This is a genomic window from Pseudomonas umsongensis (assembly GCF_002236105.1).
Classification (GTDB): Bacteria; Pseudomonadota; Gammaproteobacteria; order Pseudomonadales; family Pseudomonadaceae; genus Aquipseudomonas; species Aquipseudomonas umsongensis.
Genome location: NZ_NIWU01000002.1, coordinates 1,243,224 through 1,263,739 on the forward strand (window position 1 = coordinate 1,243,224; position 20,516 = coordinate 1,263,739).

Below are 20,516 nucleotides of genomic sequence, written 5' to 3' on the forward strand. Positions count from 1 at the left end.
CGCCATGAACCATTGCCTACCCACCTCATGTTTCATGACCTTGTTTTTGCTTGGCGGTTGCTCGCTGGAACCGACCTACGAGAAACCCGAGGCACCGATCGACCAGCAGTGGCCGGCGAACACGGCCGGTGAATGCTGTAACGGCAAGCAGGCGTTCGATAAGGATTGGCGCGGTTTTGTGGTCGACGAGCGCCTGCGCCAGTTGATTGACATGGCCCTGGCCAACAACCGCAGCCTGCGACAGTTCGCGGCCAGCGTCGAGGAGGCGCGGGCCGGGTATGACAGTGCGCGCTCAGGGCTTTTTCCTACGATCGGCATCGACACTTACGCCGGTCGCAGCAAGTTACCGCCATTGGTGCGCACACCGGGAGGCGGCGATACGGCGGGCAGCATCGCCAACACCTATCAGGCAACGGCCGGCTTTACCTCCTACGAGTTGGACTTGTTCGGGCGTATCCGCAGCCAGCGTAATGCCGCGGGGGCACGGTTCGAAGCGTCCGAGGCGGATTACCAAACGGCGCGGCTGGCGCTGATCGGCGAAGTTGCCAGCACCTGGTTGAGCCTCAAGGCCAATCAGCATTTGCTCGACCTTGCGCAGAACACCTGGCAATCCCAGGACCGCTACGGGCAGTTGTTGCGCAAAAGTTATAACCTCGGTTCCAGTGCGCGGATCGATGTCCACCAGGCAGATGCACAAACCAACACGGCGGCGGTGCAGGTCAACACCTATCGCATGCAAGTGGCGCAGGACATGAACGCGCTGCGGGTGCTGGTGGGGCAACCGGTACCGGTGGGGTTGCTGCCGACCGGCGCGCTGGGTGAGCAGTTGGCGACCCTGGACGTGCCGGCGGGTTTGCCTTCGGCGCTGGTTGAGCGACGGCCGGACATCATGTCGGCCGAGGCGCAGTTGCGTGCAGCCAACGCGGATATCGGCGCGGCCCGTACGGCGTACTTCCCGACTTTTTCCCTGACGTCGGCGCTGGGCAGCCTGACCGGGGAGTTTTCCCAATTGCTCAGTGGTCCGGCCGAGTTCTGGTCGGTGGCGCTGGCCGGCTCGTTGCCCTTGATCGACGGGGGCGCGCGGCGGGCGCAAGTGGACGCCAGTCATGCCCGCTTCGCCGGCCAGGCGGCGGCCTATGAAGCCACGGTGCAGAATGCATTTCGAGAAGCGGCCGATGCCTTGAACGCCCGGCAGGAAATGCTCACCCAGGTCGAGTTCCAGAAAAAACTGGTCGGGGATTATCAGGAAGCCTACCGCCAGTCTCGCCTGCGTTTCGAGTCGGGGCTGGACAGCTATTTTTCTACCATGGATGCCCAGCGCTCATTGTTTGATGCGCAGCAGAAGTGGGCGCAACTGGAGTTGGCGCGGGAGATCAACCAGGTGACGTTGTACAAGGCGTTGGGGGGAGGGTGGAGCCAATCGTTGAAGATGGCGGATCGTTGAGGCGCGCGATACCCTCACACCACAAATCCCTTGTGGGAGCGGGCTTGCTCGCGAAGGCGGTGTGTCAGACGGCATTGTTGTCATCTGGTGCACCGCCTTCGCGAGCAAGCCCGCTCCCACATTTGTATCGCATAATGGCTGAGCCTGGCGTTGTGTCCGGGAATGATTGGGGGGAGATTTGTTGACCTGGCGACGGTATGGTCTTTTGGTGCTGATCGGCACCTTGTCCGCCTGCGGCAATGGCGATTCCCTGGAAAGCTTCGGCGGTCCAACCATGGGCAGCACGTATTCGGTCAAGTACGTGCGTCACGCCGGTCTTCCTGCCCCGGCAGACGTCCAGGTCGAGGTCGAGAAGATCCTGGCGGAGGTCGACCGGCACTTATCGACCTATCGCAGCGACTCGGACATCGCGCAATTCAACGCATTACCGGCCAACCACTGTCGGGTAATGCCTGCGTCGGTCCTGCAATTGGTCCGCGTCGGCGAGCAGCTGTCCATGCAAAGTGCAGGCGCTTTCGATTTGACGGTCGAGCCGCTGCTCAATCTCTGGGGGTTCGGCCCACAGGCCCGTGAAGAAAAAATCCCCACTGCACAGGCGCTGGCCGAGGTGCGTCAACATGTCGGTCACGATCATCTGCGCATTGACGGCGAGCAGCTATGCAAGGACGCCGCCGTGGAAGTCGACTTCAACAGTATCGCCGCCGGTTATGCGCTGGACACGATTGCCGCGAAGCTCACGGCCATGGGCATCCACGACTATCTTGCCGAAGCCACCGGTGAACTCAAGGCCGCCGGCAGGAAACTCGACGGCACCGCATGGCGCATCGCTGTGGAAGAACCTCGCGACGATCAACAGGTGGCCGAGCGCATCATCGCCATCGACGGTTATGGCCTGTCGACTTCGGGTGACTACCGTAACTATTTCGTGCAGGGTGGCCAGCGCTTTTCCCACACCCTCGATGCGCGCACAGGTTTACCGGTCTCACACAACCTGGCGTCTGTCACGGTGATTCATCCTTCAGCGTTGATGGCCGATGGCTTATCGACGCTGTTGCTGATTCTCGGCCCGGAGCAGGGTTGGGACTACGCGGAAAAACACGACATCGGCGCATTTTTTGTGATGCGTGCCGATACAGGTTTCGTCACACGCAGCAGTCACGCCTTTGAGCGTTTGAGTGGCAGGAAAACCGAGTGATTGCGGCGATTCGGGCATTGAAACCTGGCGTTGTAGTGCAGGCAAAACTAGCCTACGACGCGACCAAGGGTTAATGTGCGCGGCGTTGACGCTTCTATAGACTGTGTCCGGGTTCTGCATGGACCCCAAATTGTTCCTTCATGCCACAGATTGGCGTGATTTAGCCGCAGGTGCCGCTGGTGCCGCGGCCTGTTCTGAGGAGTACGCATGGCTGTCTACAACTACGACGTGGTGGTGTTGGGTTCCGGCCCGGCGGGGGAAGGCGCGGCAATGAACGCCGCCAAGGCAGGGCGCAAGGTCGCGATGGTCGATAGCCGTCGCCAGGTCGGCGGCAACTGCACTCACTTGGGCACCATCCCGTCCAAGGCACTGCGTCACTCGGTCCGGCAGATCATGCAGTTCAACACCAACCCGATGTTCCGGGCCATTGGTGAGCCGCGCTGGTTCTCGTTCCCGGACGTGTTGAAAAGCGCCGAGAAAGTGATTTCCAAGCAAGTCGCCTCGCGCACCGGCTACTACGCCCGTAATCGCGTCGACGTGTTCTTCGGCACCGGCAGTTTCGCCGACGAGCAAACCATCGAAGTGGTCTGCGCCAACGGCGTGGTGGAAAAACTGGTGGCCAAGCACATCATCATCGCCACCGGTTCGCGCCCTTATCGCCCGGCCGACATCGATTTCCATCACCCGCGTATCTACGATAGCGACACCATCCTCAGCCTCGGCCACACCCCGCGCAAACTCATCGTCTACGGTGCCGGCGTGATTGGTTGCGAATACGCATCGATCTTCAGTGGCCTGGGTGTACTGGTCGAGCTGGTGGATAACCGCGGTCAGTTGCTGAGCTTCCTCGACTCGGAAATTTCCCAGGCCCTGAGCTACCACTTCAGCAACAACAACATCACCGTTCGCCACAACGAAGAGTACGACCGCGTCGAAGGCGTGGACAACGGCGTTATCCTGCACCTCAAGTCTGGCAAGAAGATCAAGGCCGACGCCTTGCTCTGGTGCAACGGCCGCACGGGCAACACCGATCAGTTGGGCCTGGAAAACATCGGCGTGAAGGTCAACAGTCGTGGCCAGATCGAAGTCGACGAGAACTACCGCACCGGCATCCAGAACATCTATGGCGCGGGCGATGTCATCGGCTGGCCGAGCCTGGCCAGTGCCGCCCACGACCAGGGCCGTTCGGCCGCTGGCAGCATTGTCGACAACGGCAGCTGGCGCTTCGTCAATGACGTGCCGACCGGGATCTATACCATTCCGGAGATCAGTTCGATCGGCAAGAACGAGCAGGAGTTGACCCAGGCCAAGGTGCCGTACGAAGTGGGCAAGGCGTTCTTCAAGAGCATGGCGCGGGCGCAGATCGCCGGCGAGCCGCAAGGCATGCTCAAGATCCTGTTCCACCGTGAAACCCTGGAAGTGCTGGGCGTTCACTGCTTCGGTTACCAGGCGTCGGAGATCGTGCACATCGGCCAGGCGATCATGAACCAGCCCGGCGAGCTCAACACCTTGAAGTACTTCGTCAACACCACGTTCAACTACCCGACCATGGCCGAAGCCTATCGGGTTGCCGCGTACGACGGCCTCAACCGGCTTTTTTGAGCGGCTCCGGCCGGTGGCCTGAGCCGGCCGGGGAGACCGATTTCAGCAATTCTCGAGCGTGGCAGTGGCCAAACCGGGAAAGTCTGTAATCAGGCTGTCAACGCCGAAATCAGCGAGCCTGCGCATCAGCGCGGGTTCGTTGACTGTCCACACCGACACATGCAGCCCCTGGCGCTGCGCCTTCTCCAGGCGTTCCGGCGTACACAGGGTCCAGTTCAACGCGAGGATCTCGCAGCCATAGCCTTGCGCAACCTTCAACGGGTCGAGCCAGGCGTATTCGGCCACCAGTCCGCGGGACACGTCCGGCACCAGGTCCAGCGCCGCCTTCAATACTTCCCGTGAACTCGACGTGATGGTGATCTTGTCCAACAGGCCATGTCGTTGCGCCATTTCGCGAATCGCCAGCACCGTTGTGGCGGCGCGGGTGCGTGACGCGCTCTTGACTTCCAGCTGCCAGTGCTCGAAATCGCATTTCTCGAACAGCTCTTCCAGGGTTGGAATCGGGCACGGCGTGATCCAGCCCGGTCCGCCCTTGCGCGCGTCGTAGGTCACCAACTCTGCCGCCGTGTGCTCCACGACCTTGCCGCGCCGGTCGGTGGTGCGCTTGAGCGTCGGATCGTGGATGACCATCAGCTCGCCGTCCATGGACAGGTGCAGGTCCAGTTCACAACGGCGCACGCCGTGCTTGAGACATTGCTGGAAGCTGGTCAGGGTGTTTTCCGGTGCTTCGCCCTTGGCGCCGCGGTGGCCGTAGATGAGGGTCACGATCGTTCCTTAATTTAAATGCCTGATTCGTTCAGTTCGCGGGCCAGGCGTCGTTCCTGGGCCTGCCTTTGCAAAATGTAGCGCGCCAACAGTTGTCGCTGGGCATCGGTCAAGTGTTCGAACTCGGTGCCGACGTCGTAGCCCTCGCCCTTGCGGTCGCAGTGGGTGACGCGTGCGCGCAGCAACAGGCCCAGGGCCTGGGGCATCAGCACCAGCTTGATCGACAGGCGCGCGTCGGCGGCGATGGGGGTCGGGTGCTGGAAGTCGATGCCGCCTTCGGAAATGATCACCGGCTGGGGGACGCCGATCTGCCCGAGCACGGTGATGGCGATCACCTGGCTGAGCAGGTCGATGCGCTTGTTCTGGGATTTGAGGAACGCCGCGAGGTTGCGGTCGCGCTCGCTGATCTGGCGCAGCAGGTGTTGCGACTCGAATTCGCTCAGGTGCAGTTCGCTGAGCAGATTGAATAGCGGGGAAGCATCCTGCAACACTTCCTGCCCTGCGGCTTCAAGGGCGGACAGGGGCCGAATTTCCAGTGCGATCATGTCCTCGATACGGTAGTATTCGCGGCGATCTTCTTCATCTAATGTCGACATGGCGAACCCATGGTAGCGGCGGTGGTCTGAGTGTAAAGCTGGTTATCGACCCCCGCCACAAGGACGTTCCTTTTCCCTCCGAACAAGCCCCGACATGTTCAGACCTCTCTTCGTATTTATCGGCACGCGTTATACCCGTGCAAAGCGTCGCAATCATTTTGTGTCATTCATTTCCCTGACCTCGATGATCGGACTCGCCCTTGGCGTGGTCGTGATGATCGTGGTGCTGTCGGTCATGAACGGCTTCGATCATGAGATGCGTACCCGCGTGCTGGGCATGGTGCCCCACGCGACCATCGAATCCGGCGAGCCGATCAGCGATTGGCAAGGCCTGGCCGCCAAGGTCAAGCAGAACCCGCAGGTAGCGGCCGTGGCGCCGTTCACGCAAATGCAGGGGTTGCTGACCAACAACGGCAAGGTCAACAAGATCCTGCTCAATGCCATCGACCCGGCGCAGGAACGCCAGGTGTCGATCATCGACAACTTCATGCTGCAGGGCAAACTCGACGACCTGGCGCCGGGCGAATTCGGCATCGTCATCGGTGACAAGGCCGCGGCCAAGCTCGGTGCGGCCGTGGGCGACAAGCTGACGTTCGTGGCGCCGGAGGTCACTGTGACGCCCGCCGGGATGTTCCCGCGCATGAAGCGCTTCACCGTGGTCGGCATCTTCCATGTCGGCGCCGGTGAGCTCGATGGTTACCTGGGCATCACCAACCTGCAGGACCTGGCGCGCTTGCATCGCTGGAAACCGGACCAGGTCCAGGGCCTGCGGCTGAAGTTCGACGATCTGTTCCAGGCGCCGCGTGAGGCGTGGAGCATCGCCCGCGAGCTGGGCGAAGACCGCTACTACGCCCGCGACTGGACCCGCACCCACGGCAACCTGTACCAGGCCATCCGCATGGAAAAAGCCATGATCGGCCTGTTGTTGTTGCTGATCGTTGCGGTCGCCGCGTTCAACATCATTTCCACGCTGGTGATGGTGGTGAACGACAAGAAGGGCGATATCGCGATCCTGCGCACCCTCGGCGCCACGCCGGGCACGATCATGCGCACCTTCATGGTCCAGGGCACGGTCATCGGCGTGGTCGGCACGGCCATCGGCGCGGTGGTCGGGATTTTCGCCGCGCTCAACGTCAGCGCAGCGATCTCGGCGCTTGAAGGCCTGATCGGCCACAAGTTTCTCAATGCCGACGTGTATTTCATCGATTACCTGCCGTCGCAAGTGCAGAGCCAGGACGTGGTCATGGTCTGCTGTGCGGCGCTGGTCCTGAGTTTCCTCGCCACCCTGTATCCCGCCTGGCGTGCCGCGCGCACCCAGCCGGCGGAGGCGCTACGTTATGAGTGAGTCGCGCATGAGTGATAAAGCAATCTTGAGCTGCCGCAGCCTGGGCAAATCCTACGAGGAAGGCCCGGAGTCAGTGGAAGTGTTGGCGGGCCTGCAACTGGAGTTGCACCCGGGCGAGCGTGTGGCGATCGTCGGCAAGTCGGGCTCGGGCAAGAGTACCTTGCTCAACCTGCTGGGCGGCCTCGATACGCCGACCAAGGGCAGCGTCTGGCTCGACGGTGAAGAACTGTCGGCGCTGAGCGAAAAGAAGCGCGGCCTGTTGCGTAACCGTGCCCTGGGCTTCGTGTACCAGTTTCACCACCTGCTGCCGGAATTCACTGCCCTGGAAAACGTCTGCATGCCGCTGCTGATCGGCAAGACCGCGATTCCCGAGGCGCGCAAGCGTGCCACGGCGTTGCTGGAGCGGGTCGGCCTGGGCCATCGCCTGGAGCACAAGCCTGCCGAGCTGTCCGGTGGCGAACGCCAGCGCGTGGCCATCGCCCGTGCCCTGGTGAACAACCCCGGCCTGGTGATGCTCGACGAGCCGACCGGCAACCTCGACGCCCACACCGCCCAGGGTATCCAGGACTTGATGCTGGAACTCAGCACTTCGATGCGCACGGCGTTCCTGGTGGTAACCCACGACATGAACCTGGCCCGCCAGATGGACCGCGTCCTGCATTTGCAGGAAGGTTGCCTGACGCCTATCTGACGGGTTGAAACCCGACGGCACTGAAAAGTCCGTCGGGTCTTTTATTTTTATACGGTGCCCCAGCGAATGTTCAGACCGTTATCGATCTTTATCGGCACGCGCTATACCCGCGCCAAGCGCCGCAATCGCTTCGTTTCCTTCATCTCGATGACCTCGATGATCGGCCTCGCCCTGGGCGTGCTGGCGATGATCGTGGTGCTGTCGGTGATGAACGGCTTCCAGCGCGAAATGAGCTCGCGCATCCTCGGCATGGTGCCGCATGCGACCATCGTCGGCGTTAATCCGATCGACGATTGGCAGCCGGTGGCCGCCGCCGCGATGAAAAATCCGCAAGTGACCGCCGCCGTGCCGTTCACCGAGATGGAAGGCATGCTGTCCTACAAGGGCACCATGCAGCCGATCCAGGTCAGTGGCGTCGACCCGGCGCTGGAAGGCCAGGTGTCGATCGTCGCCAAGCACATCGTCCAGGGGCGGCTGGATGCCCTGAAACCGGGTGAGTTCGGTGTGGTGATCGGCGAAATCACCGCGCGCCGTTTTCGCTTGAACGTGGGCGACAAGATCACCCTGATCGTGCCGGAAGTCAGCAACGCGCCGGGCGGTATCACCCCGCGCATGCAACGGCTGAACGTGGTCGGCGTGTTCAAGGTCGGTGCCGAACTGGACGGTTCGATGGCGCTGATCCACCTCGCCGATGCCGCGCAAATGCAGCACTGGGAGCCGAATCAGGTGCAGAGCGTGCGCCTGGCGGTGAAGGACATGTATGCGGCGCCGCAAGTGTCGGGCGACATCGCAAACGCCCTCGGCGCAGCCTACAAGGCTGACGACTGGACCCACACCCAAGGCAGCCTGTTCAGCGCCATGAAGATGGAAAAAACCATGATTGGCCTGTTGCTGCTGATGATTGTCGCGGTGGCCGCGTTCAACATCATCGCGACCTTGATCATGGTGGTGAACGACAAGGGTGCGGACATCGCGATTTTGCGCACCATCGGCGCCACGCCACGGCAGATCATGGCGATCTTCATCGTGCAGGGTACGGTGATCGGGGTTGTCGGCACATTGATCGGTGGGGTGTTGGGCGTGATTGCGGCGTTGAACGTCAGCGCCATGGTCGGCTGGGTAGAGCGGGTCAGTGGCCAGCACATCTTCAGTTCCGACGTGTATTTCGTCAGCAACCTACCCTCTGAGTTGCAGGGCGCGGACGTGGCCCTGATCTGCACGGCGGGGTTTGTCATGAGCTTCTTGGCCACGGTTTACCCGGCGTGGCGGGCGGCGAAGGTCGAGCCGGCTACCGCATTGCGCTATTCGTAAGCCGTTACACCGCCTTCGTCGGAACGCCGCCCGGAGCAAGCTCGCTCCGGGCGGCGTTCCGACGAAGGGGGTCAGGACTGCTGGCCTCATTCTCCCTTTGGTAACTCAATCACAAACCGCGTCCACCCATTTTCCGATTCACAACGAATCTGCCCACCATGGGCGCGGACAATCGACTGGGTAATCGCTAACCCCAATCCCGCATGCTCGCTGCTGCCTTCATGGCGCGCCGGGTCTGCGCGGTAGAAGCGATCGAACAGGCGTGGCAGCAGATCTGCCGGAATTCCTTCACCGCTGTTTTCCACCGACAGGCTCAAGCTTTTGGCCTGGTCGTTGATCCGCACCCGAACCTCACCCCCGGCCGGGGTAAAGCGCAACGCATTGTCCAGCAAGTTGGACAGCGCCCGGCGCAACATGTTGCGGTCGCCTTGCAGGCGGGCATCGCCATCACGGCTCAACGTCACTCGCGCGTCTTCGGCCAGGGGCGCAAAAAACTCCAGCAACAGGTCCACTTCCTCTGCCAGCTCCAACGGTTCGCGCTTGGGCATCAACAGCCCGTGGTCGGCCTTGGCCAGGTAAAGCATGTCGTTGACCAGTTGCGCCATCCATTGCAGCTCCTCGAGGTTACTGTGCAGCGCTTCGCGGTAATCCTCGAGGGGGCGGGGGCGGGTGAGGGTGACCTGGGTGTGGGTCAGCAGGTTTGACAGCGGGGTGCGAAGTTCATGGGCAATGTCGGCGGAGAACGCCGACAGGCGCTGGAAGGAGTCGTCGAGACGCCCGAGCATGGCGTTGAAATGGTGGGCCATTTCCGCCAGCTCCGGCGGCATGTCTTCTTCCGGCAGGCGTGCGTTGAGCGATTGCGCCGAGACACCACTGGCGACTGCGCTCATGCGGCGTAACGGTCGCAGCCCGCTGCGTGCGGCCCAGGCGCCGAGCAGGGCGGTGGCCAGGGCGGACAGGCCGACGGTCAGCCAGATCAGGTGTTGCATGCGCTGCAGGAAATGCTGGTGATGGGTGATGTCCAGCAGCAAGCTCAATTGCGGCGAATCGGGTGTGTCGGGGTACAGCGGTGCGTTCAGCACGCGGTAGTCGGTGCCATCGTGGCTCACCGTGGACAGTCCGGGTTGGCGCGGCAAGGTCTGCGGCAGGTTGGAGGAGCTGTCATACCAGCGGCGGCCATCGCTGCCACTGATGCGCAGTGAAAGATCGGCCTGCCGGCTCAACTCGTCGGCCAGCCGGGCGTCACGCTGGCTTGATTGAATGTCCGGCAATGCCCGTCGCAAGCCAATCAGCTTGTCCTCGAGCAACTGCTGGTCAAGCTCGATGAAGTGCGCCTCGCTGGCGCGGCTGAACAGCACGCCGGCGAACAGCGAGACCACGGCGGTGCATGCGGCGAATAACAGGGCCAGGCGAGCGCTCAAGGACAGCCGGCGCATCAGCACTGGCGCTCTTCGAGCACATAGCCCATGCCGCGCACGGTATGGATCAGTTTGTTCGGGAACTCGTCGTCGATCTTCAAGCGCAAGCGGCGGATCGCGACTTCGATGACGTTGGTGTCGCTGTCGAAATTCATGTCCCAGACCTGGGACGCGATCAGCGATTTGGGCAGGACTTCGCCCTGGCGGCGCAGAAGCATTTCCAGCAGGGCGAACTCCTTTGCGGTCAGGTCGATGCGCTGGCCGCCGCGCTCGACCCGGCGGCGGATCAGGTCCAGGCGCAAGTCGGCCAGTTGCAGGCTGGTTTCCTGAGGCGTGCTGCTGCCACGGCGCAAAAGGCTGCGGACCCGGGCGAGCAATTCGGAGAAGGCGAATGGCTTGACCAGGTAATCGTCGGCGCCCAGTTCCAGGCCATAAACCCGGTCCTCGACGGCGTCCCGGGCGGTCAGGAACAGCACTGGCGTGTCGAGGCCGGCGCTGCGCACCGCTTGCAGGATCTGCCAGCCGTCGCGGCCGGGCAGCATCACATCGAGAATCAGCAGGGCATAGTCGCCACTCAAGGCCAGTTGCTGGCCAGTGCTGCCGTCGGCCACCAGTTCCGTATTGAACCCGGCCTCGGTCAGGCCCTGGCGCAGGTAATGGCCGGTTTTCGGTTGGTCTTCGACGATCAGCAGTTTCATGGGCGACTCGGGCTAAATGGAACGACAGCGTTATACCGTGGGCGACGAGGCTGCGGGCCTTGCTGACAAAGTTGTAATTTGGCTGTCAGGTAAAGGGCAGCGGTGACAGTTTAGAGTTTTCCACAGGCTGAACCTTAATCTTGTTGGAGTACTTCGATGTTTTTGCGTAAATCCGTGTTGCTGGCCAGCTGTCTGTTGGCACTGGGTTCGCCGGTTTGGGCGGCTCCAGAGGTTACCTATGATTTTGGTCAACCGGCCCCGGCAGCCAAGGCGACCCGTAGCGTGGAGGTGGTCATGGCTGACATGACATTCACCCCCAAGTCTATCGAGATCAAGGCAGGGGAGACCGTGCGTATCGTGCTGGTGAATAAAGGCCAGTTGCTGCACGAATTCAACCTCGGCGATGCAGCGATGCATGCCCGGCACCAACAGGAAATGTTGCAGATGCAACAGAGCGGCATGCTTACGCCTACCGGCATGAAGGCAATGGACCACGGCGCCATGGCCGGAATGGGGCATGCCATGCAGCACGACGACCCCAATAGCGTGCTGGTGGCGCCTGGCAAGACCGCCGAGCTGACCTGGACCTTCAGCAAGGCCACTCGCCTGGAATTTGCCTGCAACATCCCCGGTCATTACCAGGCCGGCATGGTCGGCAAGTTGACTGTCAGTCAGTAAGCACTCAAAGGCTGCGGCAAAGGCTGGTAGAATCCGCTGATTCTTCAGTCAGGTTTCCGCCATGCATCCCGCAGCCGAACACTCGCCGCTGGGCAAATCCAGCGAATACATCGCCACTTACACGCCGTCCCTGCTGTTCCCGATCCCGCGTACCGCGAAGTGGGCCGAGCTCGGCCTGACGGCTCAGACACTGCCGTACAAGGGCGTGGATTTCTGGAATTGCTTCGAACTGTCGTGGTTGTTGCCATCGGGCAAGCCGGTGGTGGCGATCGGCGAGTTCAGCATCCCGGCGGATTCGCCGAACATCATCGAGTCGAAGTCGTTCAAGCTCTACCTCAACTCCTTGAACCAGACGCCGTTCGCCGACACCGCGAGTCTTGAAGCGACCCTGGCCAAGGACCTGTCGGCCGCGGCCGGCAAGCCTGTGGGCGTGCGCATCCGCAGCCTGAAAGAGGTCGAGGCCGAAGGCGTGGTGGCGTTGCCCGGCGTGTGCATTGACGATCTGGACATCAGCGTCAGCAACTACGAGCACCCGCGCCCGGAACTGCTGCGTTGCGATGAGTCGCGCATTGTCGAGGAGAGCGTGCACAGCCATTTGCTCAAGTCCAATTGCCCGGTGACCAGTCAGCCGGACTGGGGCAGCGTGGCGGTGGAGTACCGTGGCGCGGCGCTGGATCACGCAAGCCTGCTGGAATACATCGTCAGCTTCCGCCAGCACTCGGACTTCCATGAGCAGTGCGTGGAGCGGATTTTCCTTGATCTGCAGCGGTTGCTGAAACCGGAGAAATTGACGGTGTATGCGCGTTATGTGCGGCGGGGTGGGCTGGATATCAATCCGTATCGCAGTACCGAAGAGGTGCAGCTGCCGAACCATCGCCTGGTCCGTCAGTAACGATTCATTGTGTAGGAGCGAGCATGCTCGCGAAAAACCAGAGGGCAACGCGGGGCATCAGGTTTCCCGCGTTATCGTTGACCTCCATCGCGAGCATGCTCGCTCCTGCAGGGGATTTCTGCGTTTGGTTCAGATTCCCATGCTGTGCAGGGCCGTGCCAATCTGGCGCAGCGTGCTGGCGAGGGTCGGGTGTTCGAGTTCGAAGCGATCGACAGCCAGGTTGACGTTATCGGCGAGGCTCGAGTCCTGTGTCTTGGTTTCGAGCTCCAGCTCAAATTCGATCTTCTGCATCAGTTCGCGCAGGTCGTCACGCTCTGCGTCGGTCAGCGGAGGATTCTGTTCCAATTGCTCGCGCAGGGCATTGAGCTGTTCTTGCAGTTCGCGGGCAGACATGGCGTTCTTCCTTTTATCGATAGGCACTGGCATAGACCGCGACGGCGCGCCAAAGGTCTATGGCTTACCTTTAGATTAATCCACCCGCGCGTAACCTGCATGATCTGAATCAGGGCTTTTCGCCCTTGAGCCGACGCAAGCTGATGTCGGCCAGGCAAGTGTCGAGTTCACCAAGGTGATCGATTACCGAATGCACGCCCAGGCCGAACAGCTGCACCGTTGCCTTGCTGCGCTTGATGTCGCGCTCCTGCGCGGACAATGCCTGCCATTGCTCGGGCGAAAGCCCGCAGAGCGAGCCACAGGACGCCAGGCCGATGGTCCACAAGCCGGCATTGAGTCCCGATTGCAGCAGTCGTGGTTCGCCGCTGACCAGCACGCAGCCATCGAGTCTTTCGATGTCCAGCGCCATCAAGGCTTGCCAACACGCATCGGGCGCCGGCCAGGGTTTGATTGTTTCAGCGTATTGCGAAGGTCTTATCCATTGCGGCAGGCCGCCGGCCAATGCCTGGCTGATGGCGGGGGAGAGCTCATCGAGCCAGGCGCAGGGGATTTGCTGGCGCTGCAGGCTGATCAGACTGTCCAGGGCGCCGGGGGTGGCTTGTGCGTGATCAGTGCCTGGGTTGCCCTGAAGGCGCGTGCGGGCACCGAAATCCACCAGGCAGCCACTCAGCCCGAACAGCACGGCAGTCAGGTTCGGCGCATTTTGCGGGGTGGTTTCGGCGTGCGGCATATCAACGTCCCTGAAATAGTCTCAAGGCTAGAGGGCGACGGTGACAGTTGAGTGACACTGTTGTGAATTGCTCGCATTCTGCCAAGATCGTGCGCGGGGACGGGCCCCATGCTGCCTAAAGTGGCCGAATCGTCTTATACTGGCAGCCTTTGCGCCGGGCCAAGCGTCCGGCGACGGTATAGTCCAAGGAGTTTTTTTATGCGCTGGAGCAATCCTCTCGCTCGGCTTTGTGTATGCGCCGGTGCGCTGCTGATTCCGTTTGCTGCGCAGGCAGCCTCGGAAGATGATCCTTGGGAAGGCATCAACCGTCCGATCTTCAAGTTCAACGACTTCGTCGACACCTATGCCCTCAAGCCTCTGGCCCAGGGCTATCAGTTCGTGACACCGCAGTTTCTTGAAGATGGCATCCACAACATGTTCCGCAACGTCGGCGACGTGACCAACCTCGCCAACGATATCCTGCAGGCCAAGCCCACCGCCGCGGGTGTCGACACCGCGCGACTGATCTTCAACACCACCTTCGGCGTGCTGGGCTTCTTCGACGTGGGTACCCACATGGGGCTGCACCGCAACGACGAAGACTTTGGCCAGACCCTCGGTTACTGGGGCATGGGCAGCGGGCCTTATGTGATGCTGCCGCTCCTGGGGCCTAGCACCGTGCGTGATGCGCCATCCAAGTTCGTCGATAGCTACACCGGTCCTTATCCGTACATCAACGACGTGCCGGTGCGTAATTCGATCTTCGGCCTGAACATCGTCGATACCCGGGCGGACCTGCTGTCCTCCGAGAAGTTGATTACGGGCGACAAGTACACGTTCATCCGCAACGCCTATCTGCAGAACCGCGAATTCAAGGTGAAGGATGGTCAGGTCGAAGACGATTTCTGATCCACAGCGGTAAAAAGAAGGCGGCCATCGAGCCGCCTTCTGCATTTTTGTCGTTCGCCAGGACCTTTCATTGGGTTTCGGTCAGGACGGTTCTTATAACTCCCGGTGATTTCAAAAGTGCCGGCGCCAAGCGACCATCGGCGTGAGCTTGAAACGCCTCGCGGATGGGAGTACCGTCTGCGCCTTAGAAGGGCACCTCTGGTGTACGTGTGGATCGGGTAAATGCTCGAAAACAGTGCGCCAGAGAGGCTAGAAAGCGAATCCAGTAGTCAGAGCCGGGCCAAAATCCGCGCCGCTACGCCAACCTAATTCTGGCGCCGTTTGCCCACATGCCAAAAACCAGTGCCACGCTGCTGATAATCGATGATGACGAGGTAGTGCGCGCGAGCCTCGCGGCCTATTTGGAAGACAGTGGTTTCAGCGTCCTGCAGGCCAGCAACGGTCAGCAGGGTCTTCAGGTATTCGAGCAAGACAAGCCCGACTTGGTCATCTGCGATCTGCGCATGCCACAGATGGGCGGACTCGAACTCATCCGCCAGGTCACCGAGCTTTCGCCGCAAACACCGGTGATCGTGGTGTCGGGCGCCGGCGTAATGAACGATGCGGTCGAGGCCTTGCGCCTGGGCGCGGCGGATTACCTGATCAAGCCTCTCGAAGATCTGGCCGTGCTCGAGCACTCTGTGCGTCGGGCCCTGGATCGTGCGCGCCTGCTGATGGAAAACCAGCGCTATCGCGAGAAGCTGGAGAAGGCCAACCGCGAGCTCGCCGCCAGCCTGAACCTGCTCCAGGAAGACCAGAACGCCGGTCGCCAGGTGCAGATGAACATGCTGCCGGTCAGCCCCTGGGCCATCAACGACTTCAAGTTTGCCCACCAGATCATCCCGTCGCTGTACCTGTCGGGGGATTTTGTCGACTATTTCCGGGTCGACGAGCGCCGCGTGGCGTTCTACCTGGCGGATGTTTCCGGGCACGGTGCTTCTTCAGCCTTTGTCACTGTGCTGTTGAAATTCATGACCACGCGCCTGTTGTTCGAGTCCAAGCGCAGCGGTACCTTGCCGGAATTCAAGCCGTCTGAGGTGCTTGGGCATATCAACCGGGGCCTGATCAGTTGTAAGCTGGGCAAACACGTCACAATGGTCGGTGGAGTCATCGACGAGGAGACAGGTTTGTTGACCTATAGCATCGGTGGTCATTTGCCGTTGCCTGTGTTGTACACACCCGACAGTGTCAGTTATCTGCAAGGGCGTGGTCTGCCGGTAGGCCTCTTCAATGAAGCCACCTACGAAGATCACGTGCTGGAGTTGCCGCCGACGTTCAGCCTGACGCTGATGTCAGATGGCATTCTGGACCTTTTGCCAGAACCCACACTCAAAGAAAAAGAAGCTGCGTTGCCCGAACGGGTCAAGGCGGCGGGCGGCAGCCTGGATGGCCTGCGGCAGGTTTTTGGATTGGCCACGCTAGGGGAGATGCCGGATGATATCGCCCTGTTGGTGTTGAGCAGGAATCTTTGATGAGTACCGGTAGAATCCAGTTCGCCGAACAGGACGGCACCTTTGTCCTGAAATTCGTCGGTGAAGTTCGCCTGACCCTGTGTTCGGCGTTGGATGCGACTATTGATCGGATCTTCACCGCGTTGAATTTCAACGCGATCGTGATCGACCTGACCGAGACCCGCAGCATCGACAGCACGACTTTGGGCCTGTTGGCCAAATTGTCGATCCTGTCGCGGCAGAAGGTCGGGCTGCTGCCGACCGTGGTCACCACCCACGAAGACATCACCCGTCTGTTGCAGTCGATGGGGTTCGAGCAGGTGTTCAACATCGTCGACCAGCCAGTGCCATGCCCGGAATGCCTGGACGACCTGCCTGATCAGGATCAGTCGGAAGAAGTGGTGCGGATCAAGGTGCTGGAAGCGCACAAGATCCTCATGGGGCTGAACGACTCCAATCGTGAAGCCTTTCATGACCTGGTGAATGCGCTGGAGCGGCATTGATGGTTGGCCGGGCTGGCCCCTTCGCGAGCAGGCTCGCTCCCACAGGGGAGCGAGTTACGTAATACGAAGGACATTGTGGGAGCGAGCCTGCTCGCGAAGGCGTCAGAAAGATCGCCACATCCAATCAGGACGCACAAAAAAGGGCGAACCCACCAAGGTTCGCCCTTTTTGCAATTCGCCGATTCAGATCACAGCTTGGCCTGCAACAACGCCTCCAGCTTCTCCTGGTCACGGGCGAACTGGCGAATGCCCTCGGCCAGTTTCTCGGTCGCCATGGCGTCCTCGTTGGATAGCCAGCGGAATTGCGCTTCATTGAGGTTCAAGCGCGCTTCACCGGCATTGCCCGGCGCCAGTTTGCGCTCCAGCTTGCCGGTGTCTGCCGCCAGCTTGTCGATCAGGTCCGGGCTGATGGTCAGGCGGTCGCAGCCGGCCAGTTGCTCGATCTGGCCGAGATTGCGGAAGCTTGCGCCCATGACCACTGTCTTGTAGTCATTGGCCTTGTAATAGTTGTAGATGCGGGTCACCGACTGCACGCCTGGATCGTCCGCGCCGACGAAGTCGTTACCGGTGGCTTTCTTGTACCAGTCGTAGATGCGGCCCACGAACGGCGAAATCAGGAATACCCCGGCGTCGGCACAGGCAGCGGCCTGGGCAAACGAGAACAGCAGGGTCAGGTTGGTCTGGATGCCTTCCTTTTCCAGGATCTCGGCAGCGCGGATGCCCTCCCAGGTGGAGGCGATCTTGATCAGCACCCGGTCACGGCCGATGCCGGCGTTTTCGTACAGCTCGATCAGACGATGCGCGCGCTTCAAGACGGCGTCCGTGTCGAACGACAGGCGTGCATCCACTTCGGTGGAAATGCGGCCAGGAATCACCTTGAGGATTTCCTGCCCCACCGCGACGCCAAAACGGTCGCTGGCCAGGCCTACATCGCCCTTGCAGTCGCTGACGCAGGCGTTCAGCAATTCGGCATAAGCGGGAATCGACGCCGCCTTGAGCAGCAGCGACGGGTTGGTGGTGGCGTCCACGGGTTTGACGCGAGCGATTGCTTCGAAGTCGCCGGTATCGGCAACAACAGTGGTCATCTGTTTGAGTTGTTCCAGCTTGGAAGTCATGGGCGTGCTCTGTCCTATGGGTCTGATGACATTACCCGAGCGCTGACAGCCACTCAAGGGCATGTAGGTGTATCGACGGCCCCAGTGGCAACAACCGCGAAACGGCTGTTTGAATGGTGGGGCGCGGTATCGGTAGATTCGATACCGAAACGCCGCGCAGGTTCCAGGCAACTGACCGGTTGTGCGGATTCATATAGACCTGTGGGAGCGAGCCTGCTCACGAAAGCTTTATATCAGCTGACGTATACGTTGGCTGACACACCGCTTTCGCGAGCAGGCTCGCTCCCACAGTTGATGGGGGGGTTGGTTAGACGCGGAACTGGTCCATCAGGCTCTGCTGTTGATTGGCCAGGCGATTGAGCGACTGGCTTACCCGCGCCGACTCATTGGCTTGCCCCGACAGCGATTCGGTGACGTCGCGGATGGTCGCCACGTTGTGGTTGATTTCCTCGGCCACGGCGCTTTGCTCTTCGGCGGCGCTGGCGATTTGCAGGTTCATGTCGCTGATCACGGTGACCGCGTCACCGATCTGCTGCAGCGCCGTCACGGCCTGGCCAACCTGTTCGACACTGTCCTGGGCCTGGCGGTGGCTGTTGCCCATCGAGCCGACCACGTCCTGGGTGCCGCTTTGCAGTTGTTCGATCACCAGGCGGGTTTCTTCGACCGATTCCTGGGTGCGGCGCGCCAGGTTGCGCACTTCGTCGGCCACCACGGCAAAACCGCGCCCGGCTTCACCGGCACGGGCGGCTTCGATGGCGGCATTGAGGGCCAGCAGGTTGGTCTGTTCGGCAATGGCGCGAATTACTTCCAGGACCGAACCGATTTTCTCGCTGTTGGCCGCCAGGCCTTCGACCTGGACCATTGCCGCGCTCATGTCGGCGGCGAGGTTGTCGATGCTGGTGGTGGTGCGGTCGATCACGGTCAGGCCCTGGCGGGTGGCCTGATCGGCATCCCGTGCCGCCTGTGCCGCTTGGGCGGCGCTGCGGGCGACGTCCTGGGCGGTGGCACTCATTTCGTGGGAGGCGGTCGCCACCTGGTCCACCTGGCGGTATTGCTGCTCCATGCCGGCGCTGGTCTGGGTGGCAATGGCGGACGACTGGTCCGCCGTGCCGCGGGCGTCCTGTACCGAGCGCTTGACCTCGGCAATGATCGGTTGCAGCTTGTCGAGGAAACGGTTGAACCAGCCAGCCAATTGCCCCAGCTCATCCTGCTTGTCATAGGCCAGGCGGCGGGTCAGGTCACCTTCGCCACTGGCGATGTCCTGGAGCATGTGCGCCACGCCGAGAATTGGCCGGGTCACGCTACGCGCCATCAGCCAAACCAGCAGCAAGCCGATCAGCGCCGCGAGGATGCCCAGGCCGAGTTCGGTCAGCGTGCCGGCGGTGTTGCTGTCATCCAGTTGTTTTTTCAGGGCCTCAGCCGGGCCGACGAGGACTTTTTCCGGCACATCGAGCAGCACGCCCCAGGCTTTGCCGCCGGGAATCGGCTGGAACGGCGCCAGCACTTTCAATTGCTGATGGCTGTGCAGGCTGGCGGTCTTGCTGTTGGTGGTGAGCATGTGCATCAGTTCGGCGCCGGTGGTGGTGTCCACCGCTTCCAGGCGCTGACTGAGTTTGCTGGCATCCAGGCTGTAACCGGCGAGCAGACCGGCCGGGCTGACGATGCTGACGCTGGTCTGGCCGTCATAGAGCTTCTGGCTTGCGCTCTGGCTGATCGCCTGCAGGCTGTTGAGGTTGATGTCCACCGATAGCGAGGCGATGACCTTGCCATTGACCATCAGCGGGAAAACGATGCTGGTCATCAGCACGTTCTGTCCGTCGATCATATAAAAGTACGGCTCGATCACGCAGGGTGCGAGGCGGATGCGCGGGCAGGTGAACCAGGCGTTGGCCGGTTCGCCGCTGGGGCCGGTGCGCGTGTCGGCGATGTCGCTTTCGGGCAGCGCCATGGACGTCACCTTGCCCGGTGTCGGTTGCGACCAATAGAGGGCGAAACGGCCCTTGTCGTTGCTCCCCAGTTCGGCCTGGCCGCTGAACAGATCGTCCTTGCCGTCCAGTGCGTTGGGTTCGAAAACCAGCGATAGGCCCAGCAGCTCGGGGTTGGCTTGCAAGGCCGACTTGACCTGGCGGGTCAGGTCTTCGCGCAGGTCGAAGGCATCGAGGAAGCGCTTTTCCGCCTGCTCGCGCAGAAACAGCACCTGGCGCGAAAAACCGTGGCCATATTGATAAGCGTCCATGAACTGCTGGCGGATCATCAGCGCCTGGTTTTCACCCTGGGACTCGATCCGGGCCTGGGCGGCTTCGGTCAGCATCTCCATGCTCGAGGCTTTCACCAGTGCGGAGCTATGCTCCATGCGATACAGCGAAAGACCCACCAGCAGGGTCACGATGCCCGCCAGGCATAACCCGGCCAACAGGGTGATTTTCCATTGGATGGAAAGTTGTCTGAGCGACATGGACGCGTCCTTATTCGATAAATATCTGCGACTTTGCTCTGTAACGGCCGCGATCGGCCTTTCTTTACGCCGCCCCACAAATATCGAATTATCCCCTGTAGGAGCTGCCGAAGGCTGCGATCTTTTGACTTTCAACCTCCTTGAAGGCGCTGAAGATCGAAAGATCGCAGCCTTCGGCAGCTCCTACAGGTGCAGTGTTGGCTTTGACAAGGCGGCAGCCGTCCGGCAAAGTGCGCGCCCTCTAATAAAACCCATTCCTTTATCCGTAGACGGCGCTCGCAGACTGCCGGCCGGACTCTTTTCGCTT

General features: G+C 61.2%; 19 protein-coding genes and 1 pseudogene. 11 read left to right on the top strand and 9 right to left on the bottom strand.

What is annotated here, in order from left to right; genetic code table 11:
* Positions 1 to 4 precede the first annotated feature (4 nt).
* The 3 genes from PSUM_RS16065 (at position 5) to sthA (ending at position 4,241) form a co-directional block, all read left to right on the top strand.
* Positions 5 to 1,444: an efflux transporter outer membrane subunit gene (locus PSUM_RS16065; protein ID WP_020798489.1), complete on the top strand. Its 1,440-nt coding sequence runs from the start codon at positions 5 to 7 to the stop codon at positions 1,442 to 1,444.
* A 178-nt stretch (positions 1,445 to 1,622) separates the two neighbouring features.
* Positions 1,623 to 2,639 (top strand): FAD:protein FMN transferase, encoded by a 1,017-nt coding sequence (locus tag PSUM_RS16075; RefSeq protein ID WP_080725284.1) that lies wholly within the window; start codon positions 1,623 to 1,625, stop codon positions 2,637 to 2,639.
* 207 nt (positions 2,640 to 2,846) lie between these two features.
* On the top strand, positions 2,847 to 4,241 hold the full coding sequence (gene sthA, locus PSUM_RS16080) for a Si-specific NAD(P)(+) transhydrogenase (RefSeq protein WP_020798487.1): 1,395 nt from the start codon (positions 2,847 to 2,849) through the stop codon (positions 4,239 to 4,241).
* A 42-nt stretch (positions 4,242 to 4,283) separates the two neighbouring features.
* On the opposite strand, the gene PSUM_RS16085 is transcribed toward sthA, so the two are convergent.
* On the bottom strand, positions 4,284 to 5,006 hold the full coding sequence (locus tag PSUM_RS16085) for a glycerophosphodiester phosphodiesterase (RefSeq protein WP_020798486.1): 723 nt from the start codon (positions 5,004 to 5,006) through the stop codon (positions 4,284 to 4,286).
* A 14-nt stretch (positions 5,007 to 5,020) separates the two neighbouring features.
* Positions 5,021 to 5,602 (bottom strand): PilZ domain-containing protein, encoded by a 582-nt coding sequence (locus tag PSUM_RS16090; protein WP_083348557.1) that lies wholly within the window; start codon positions 5,600 to 5,602, stop codon positions 5,021 to 5,023.
* A 94-nt stretch (positions 5,603 to 5,696) separates the two neighbouring features.
* Between PSUM_RS16090 and PSUM_RS16095 the strand changes: the two genes are divergently transcribed.
* The 3 genes from PSUM_RS16095 (at position 5,697) to PSUM_RS16105 (ending at position 8,949) form a co-directional block, all read left to right on the top strand.
* Positions 5,697 to 6,947 carry a lipoprotein-releasing ABC transporter permease subunit gene (locus tag PSUM_RS16095; RefSeq protein WP_042955475.1) on the top strand — a complete coding sequence of 417 codons (1,251 nt, stop codon included), beginning with the start codon at positions 5,697 to 5,699 and terminating at the stop codon, positions 6,945 to 6,947.
* A 7-nt stretch (positions 6,948 to 6,954) separates the two neighbouring features.
* Complete coding sequence (gene lolD / locus PSUM_RS16100) at positions 6,955 to 7,638, top strand: lipoprotein-releasing ABC transporter ATP-binding protein LolD (protein WP_168757547.1); 684 nt, start codon at positions 6,955 to 6,957, stop codon at positions 7,636 to 7,638.
* Between the two features lie 66 nt (positions 7,639 to 7,704).
* Positions 7,705 to 8,949 (top strand): lipoprotein-releasing ABC transporter permease subunit, encoded by a 1,245-nt coding sequence (locus PSUM_RS16105; RefSeq protein WP_033039795.1) that lies wholly within the window; start codon positions 7,705 to 7,707, stop codon positions 8,947 to 8,949.
* 86 nt (positions 8,950 to 9,035) lie between these two features.
* Here PSUM_RS16105 and PSUM_RS16110 read toward each other — a convergent pair whose 3' ends face one another.
* Positions 9,036 to 10,385, bottom strand: coding sequence for a heavy metal sensor histidine kinase (locus tag PSUM_RS16110; protein WP_042955478.1), 1,350 nt, complete (start codon positions 10,383 to 10,385; stop codon positions 9,036 to 9,038).
* Complete coding sequence (locus PSUM_RS16115; RefSeq protein ID WP_020798480.1) at positions 10,385 to 11,065, bottom strand: heavy metal response regulator transcription factor; 681 nt, start codon at positions 11,063 to 11,065, stop codon at positions 10,385 to 10,387. The genes PSUM_RS16110 and PSUM_RS16115 overlap by 1 nt, the downstream gene beginning before the upstream one ends.
* A gap of 156 nt (positions 11,066 to 11,221) precedes the next feature.
* Here PSUM_RS16115 and copI point away from each other — a divergent pair, with 156 nt between their 5' ends.
* Both copI and queF read left to right on the top strand, forming a co-directional pair.
* Positions 11,222 to 11,743 (top strand): copper-resistant cuproprotein CopI, encoded by a 522-nt coding sequence (gene copI, locus PSUM_RS16120; protein WP_020798479.1) that lies wholly within the window; start codon positions 11,222 to 11,224, stop codon positions 11,741 to 11,743.
* Between the two features lie 61 nt (positions 11,744 to 11,804).
* On the top strand, positions 11,805 to 12,635 hold the full coding sequence (gene queF / locus PSUM_RS16125; RefSeq protein ID WP_020798478.1) for an NADPH-dependent 7-cyano-7-deazaguanine reductase QueF: 831 nt from the start codon (positions 11,805 to 11,807) through the stop codon (positions 12,633 to 12,635).
* 129 nt (positions 12,636 to 12,764) lie between these two features.
* On the opposite strand, the gene PSUM_RS16130 is transcribed toward queF, so the two are convergent.
* Positions 12,765 to 13,028, bottom strand: coding sequence for a DUF4404 family protein (locus tag PSUM_RS16130; RefSeq protein WP_020798477.1), 264 nt, complete (start codon positions 13,026 to 13,028; stop codon positions 12,765 to 12,767).
* Between the two features lie 109 nt (positions 13,029 to 13,137).
* A complete protein-coding gene (pcrP, locus tag PSUM_RS16135; RefSeq protein ID WP_020798476.1) occupies positions 13,138 to 13,758 on the bottom strand; it encodes an HAD superfamily inactivated hydrolase PcrP in 621 nt (206 codons plus the stop codon).
* A 198-nt stretch (positions 13,759 to 13,956) separates the two neighbouring features.
* Between pcrP and PSUM_RS16140 the strand changes: the two genes are divergently transcribed.
* The 3 genes from PSUM_RS16140 to rssC all read left to right on the top strand — a co-directional run bounded on the left by PSUM_RS16140 (position 13,957) and on the right by rssC (position 16,639).
* Positions 13,957 to 14,646, top strand: coding sequence for an MlaA family lipoprotein (locus tag PSUM_RS16140; protein WP_020798475.1), 690 nt, complete (start codon positions 13,957 to 13,959; stop codon positions 14,644 to 14,646).
* Between the two features lie 329 nt (positions 14,647 to 14,975).
* A complete protein-coding gene (rssB, locus tag PSUM_RS16145) occupies positions 14,976 to 16,157 on the top strand; it encodes a two-component system response regulator RssB (RefSeq protein ID WP_020798474.1) in 1,182 nt (393 codons plus the stop codon).
* Positions 16,157 to 16,639: an anti-sigma factor antagonist RssC gene (gene rssC / locus PSUM_RS16150; RefSeq protein WP_020798473.1), complete on the top strand. Its 483-nt coding sequence runs from the start codon at positions 16,157 to 16,159 to the stop codon at positions 16,637 to 16,639. The genes rssB and rssC overlap by 1 nt, the downstream gene beginning before the upstream one ends.
* Before the next feature lie 188 nt (positions 16,640 to 16,827).
* Here the strand turns inward: rssC and tal are convergent, their stop codons facing one another.
* The 3 genes and pseudogenes from tal to PSUM_RS32645 all read right to left on the bottom strand — a co-directional run.
* A complete protein-coding gene (gene tal / locus PSUM_RS16155) occupies positions 16,828 to 17,754 on the bottom strand; it encodes a transaldolase (protein ID WP_020798472.1) in 927 nt (308 codons plus the stop codon).
* A gap of 307 nt (positions 17,755 to 18,061) precedes the next feature.
* The gene (locus tag PSUM_RS32640; RefSeq protein WP_404821803.1) at positions 18,062 to 18,817 is read right to left on the bottom strand and encodes a methyl-accepting chemotaxis protein; all 756 of its coding nucleotides are present in this window, start codon (positions 18,815 to 18,817) and stop codon (positions 18,062 to 18,064) included.
* Positions 18,818 to 18,919: 102 nt separating this feature from the next.
* Positions 18,920 to 20,209 (bottom strand): annotated as a pseudogene (locus PSUM_RS32645) (methyl-accepting chemotaxis protein); the annotation flags it as partial.
* Positions 20,210 to 20,516 lie beyond the last annotated feature (307 nt).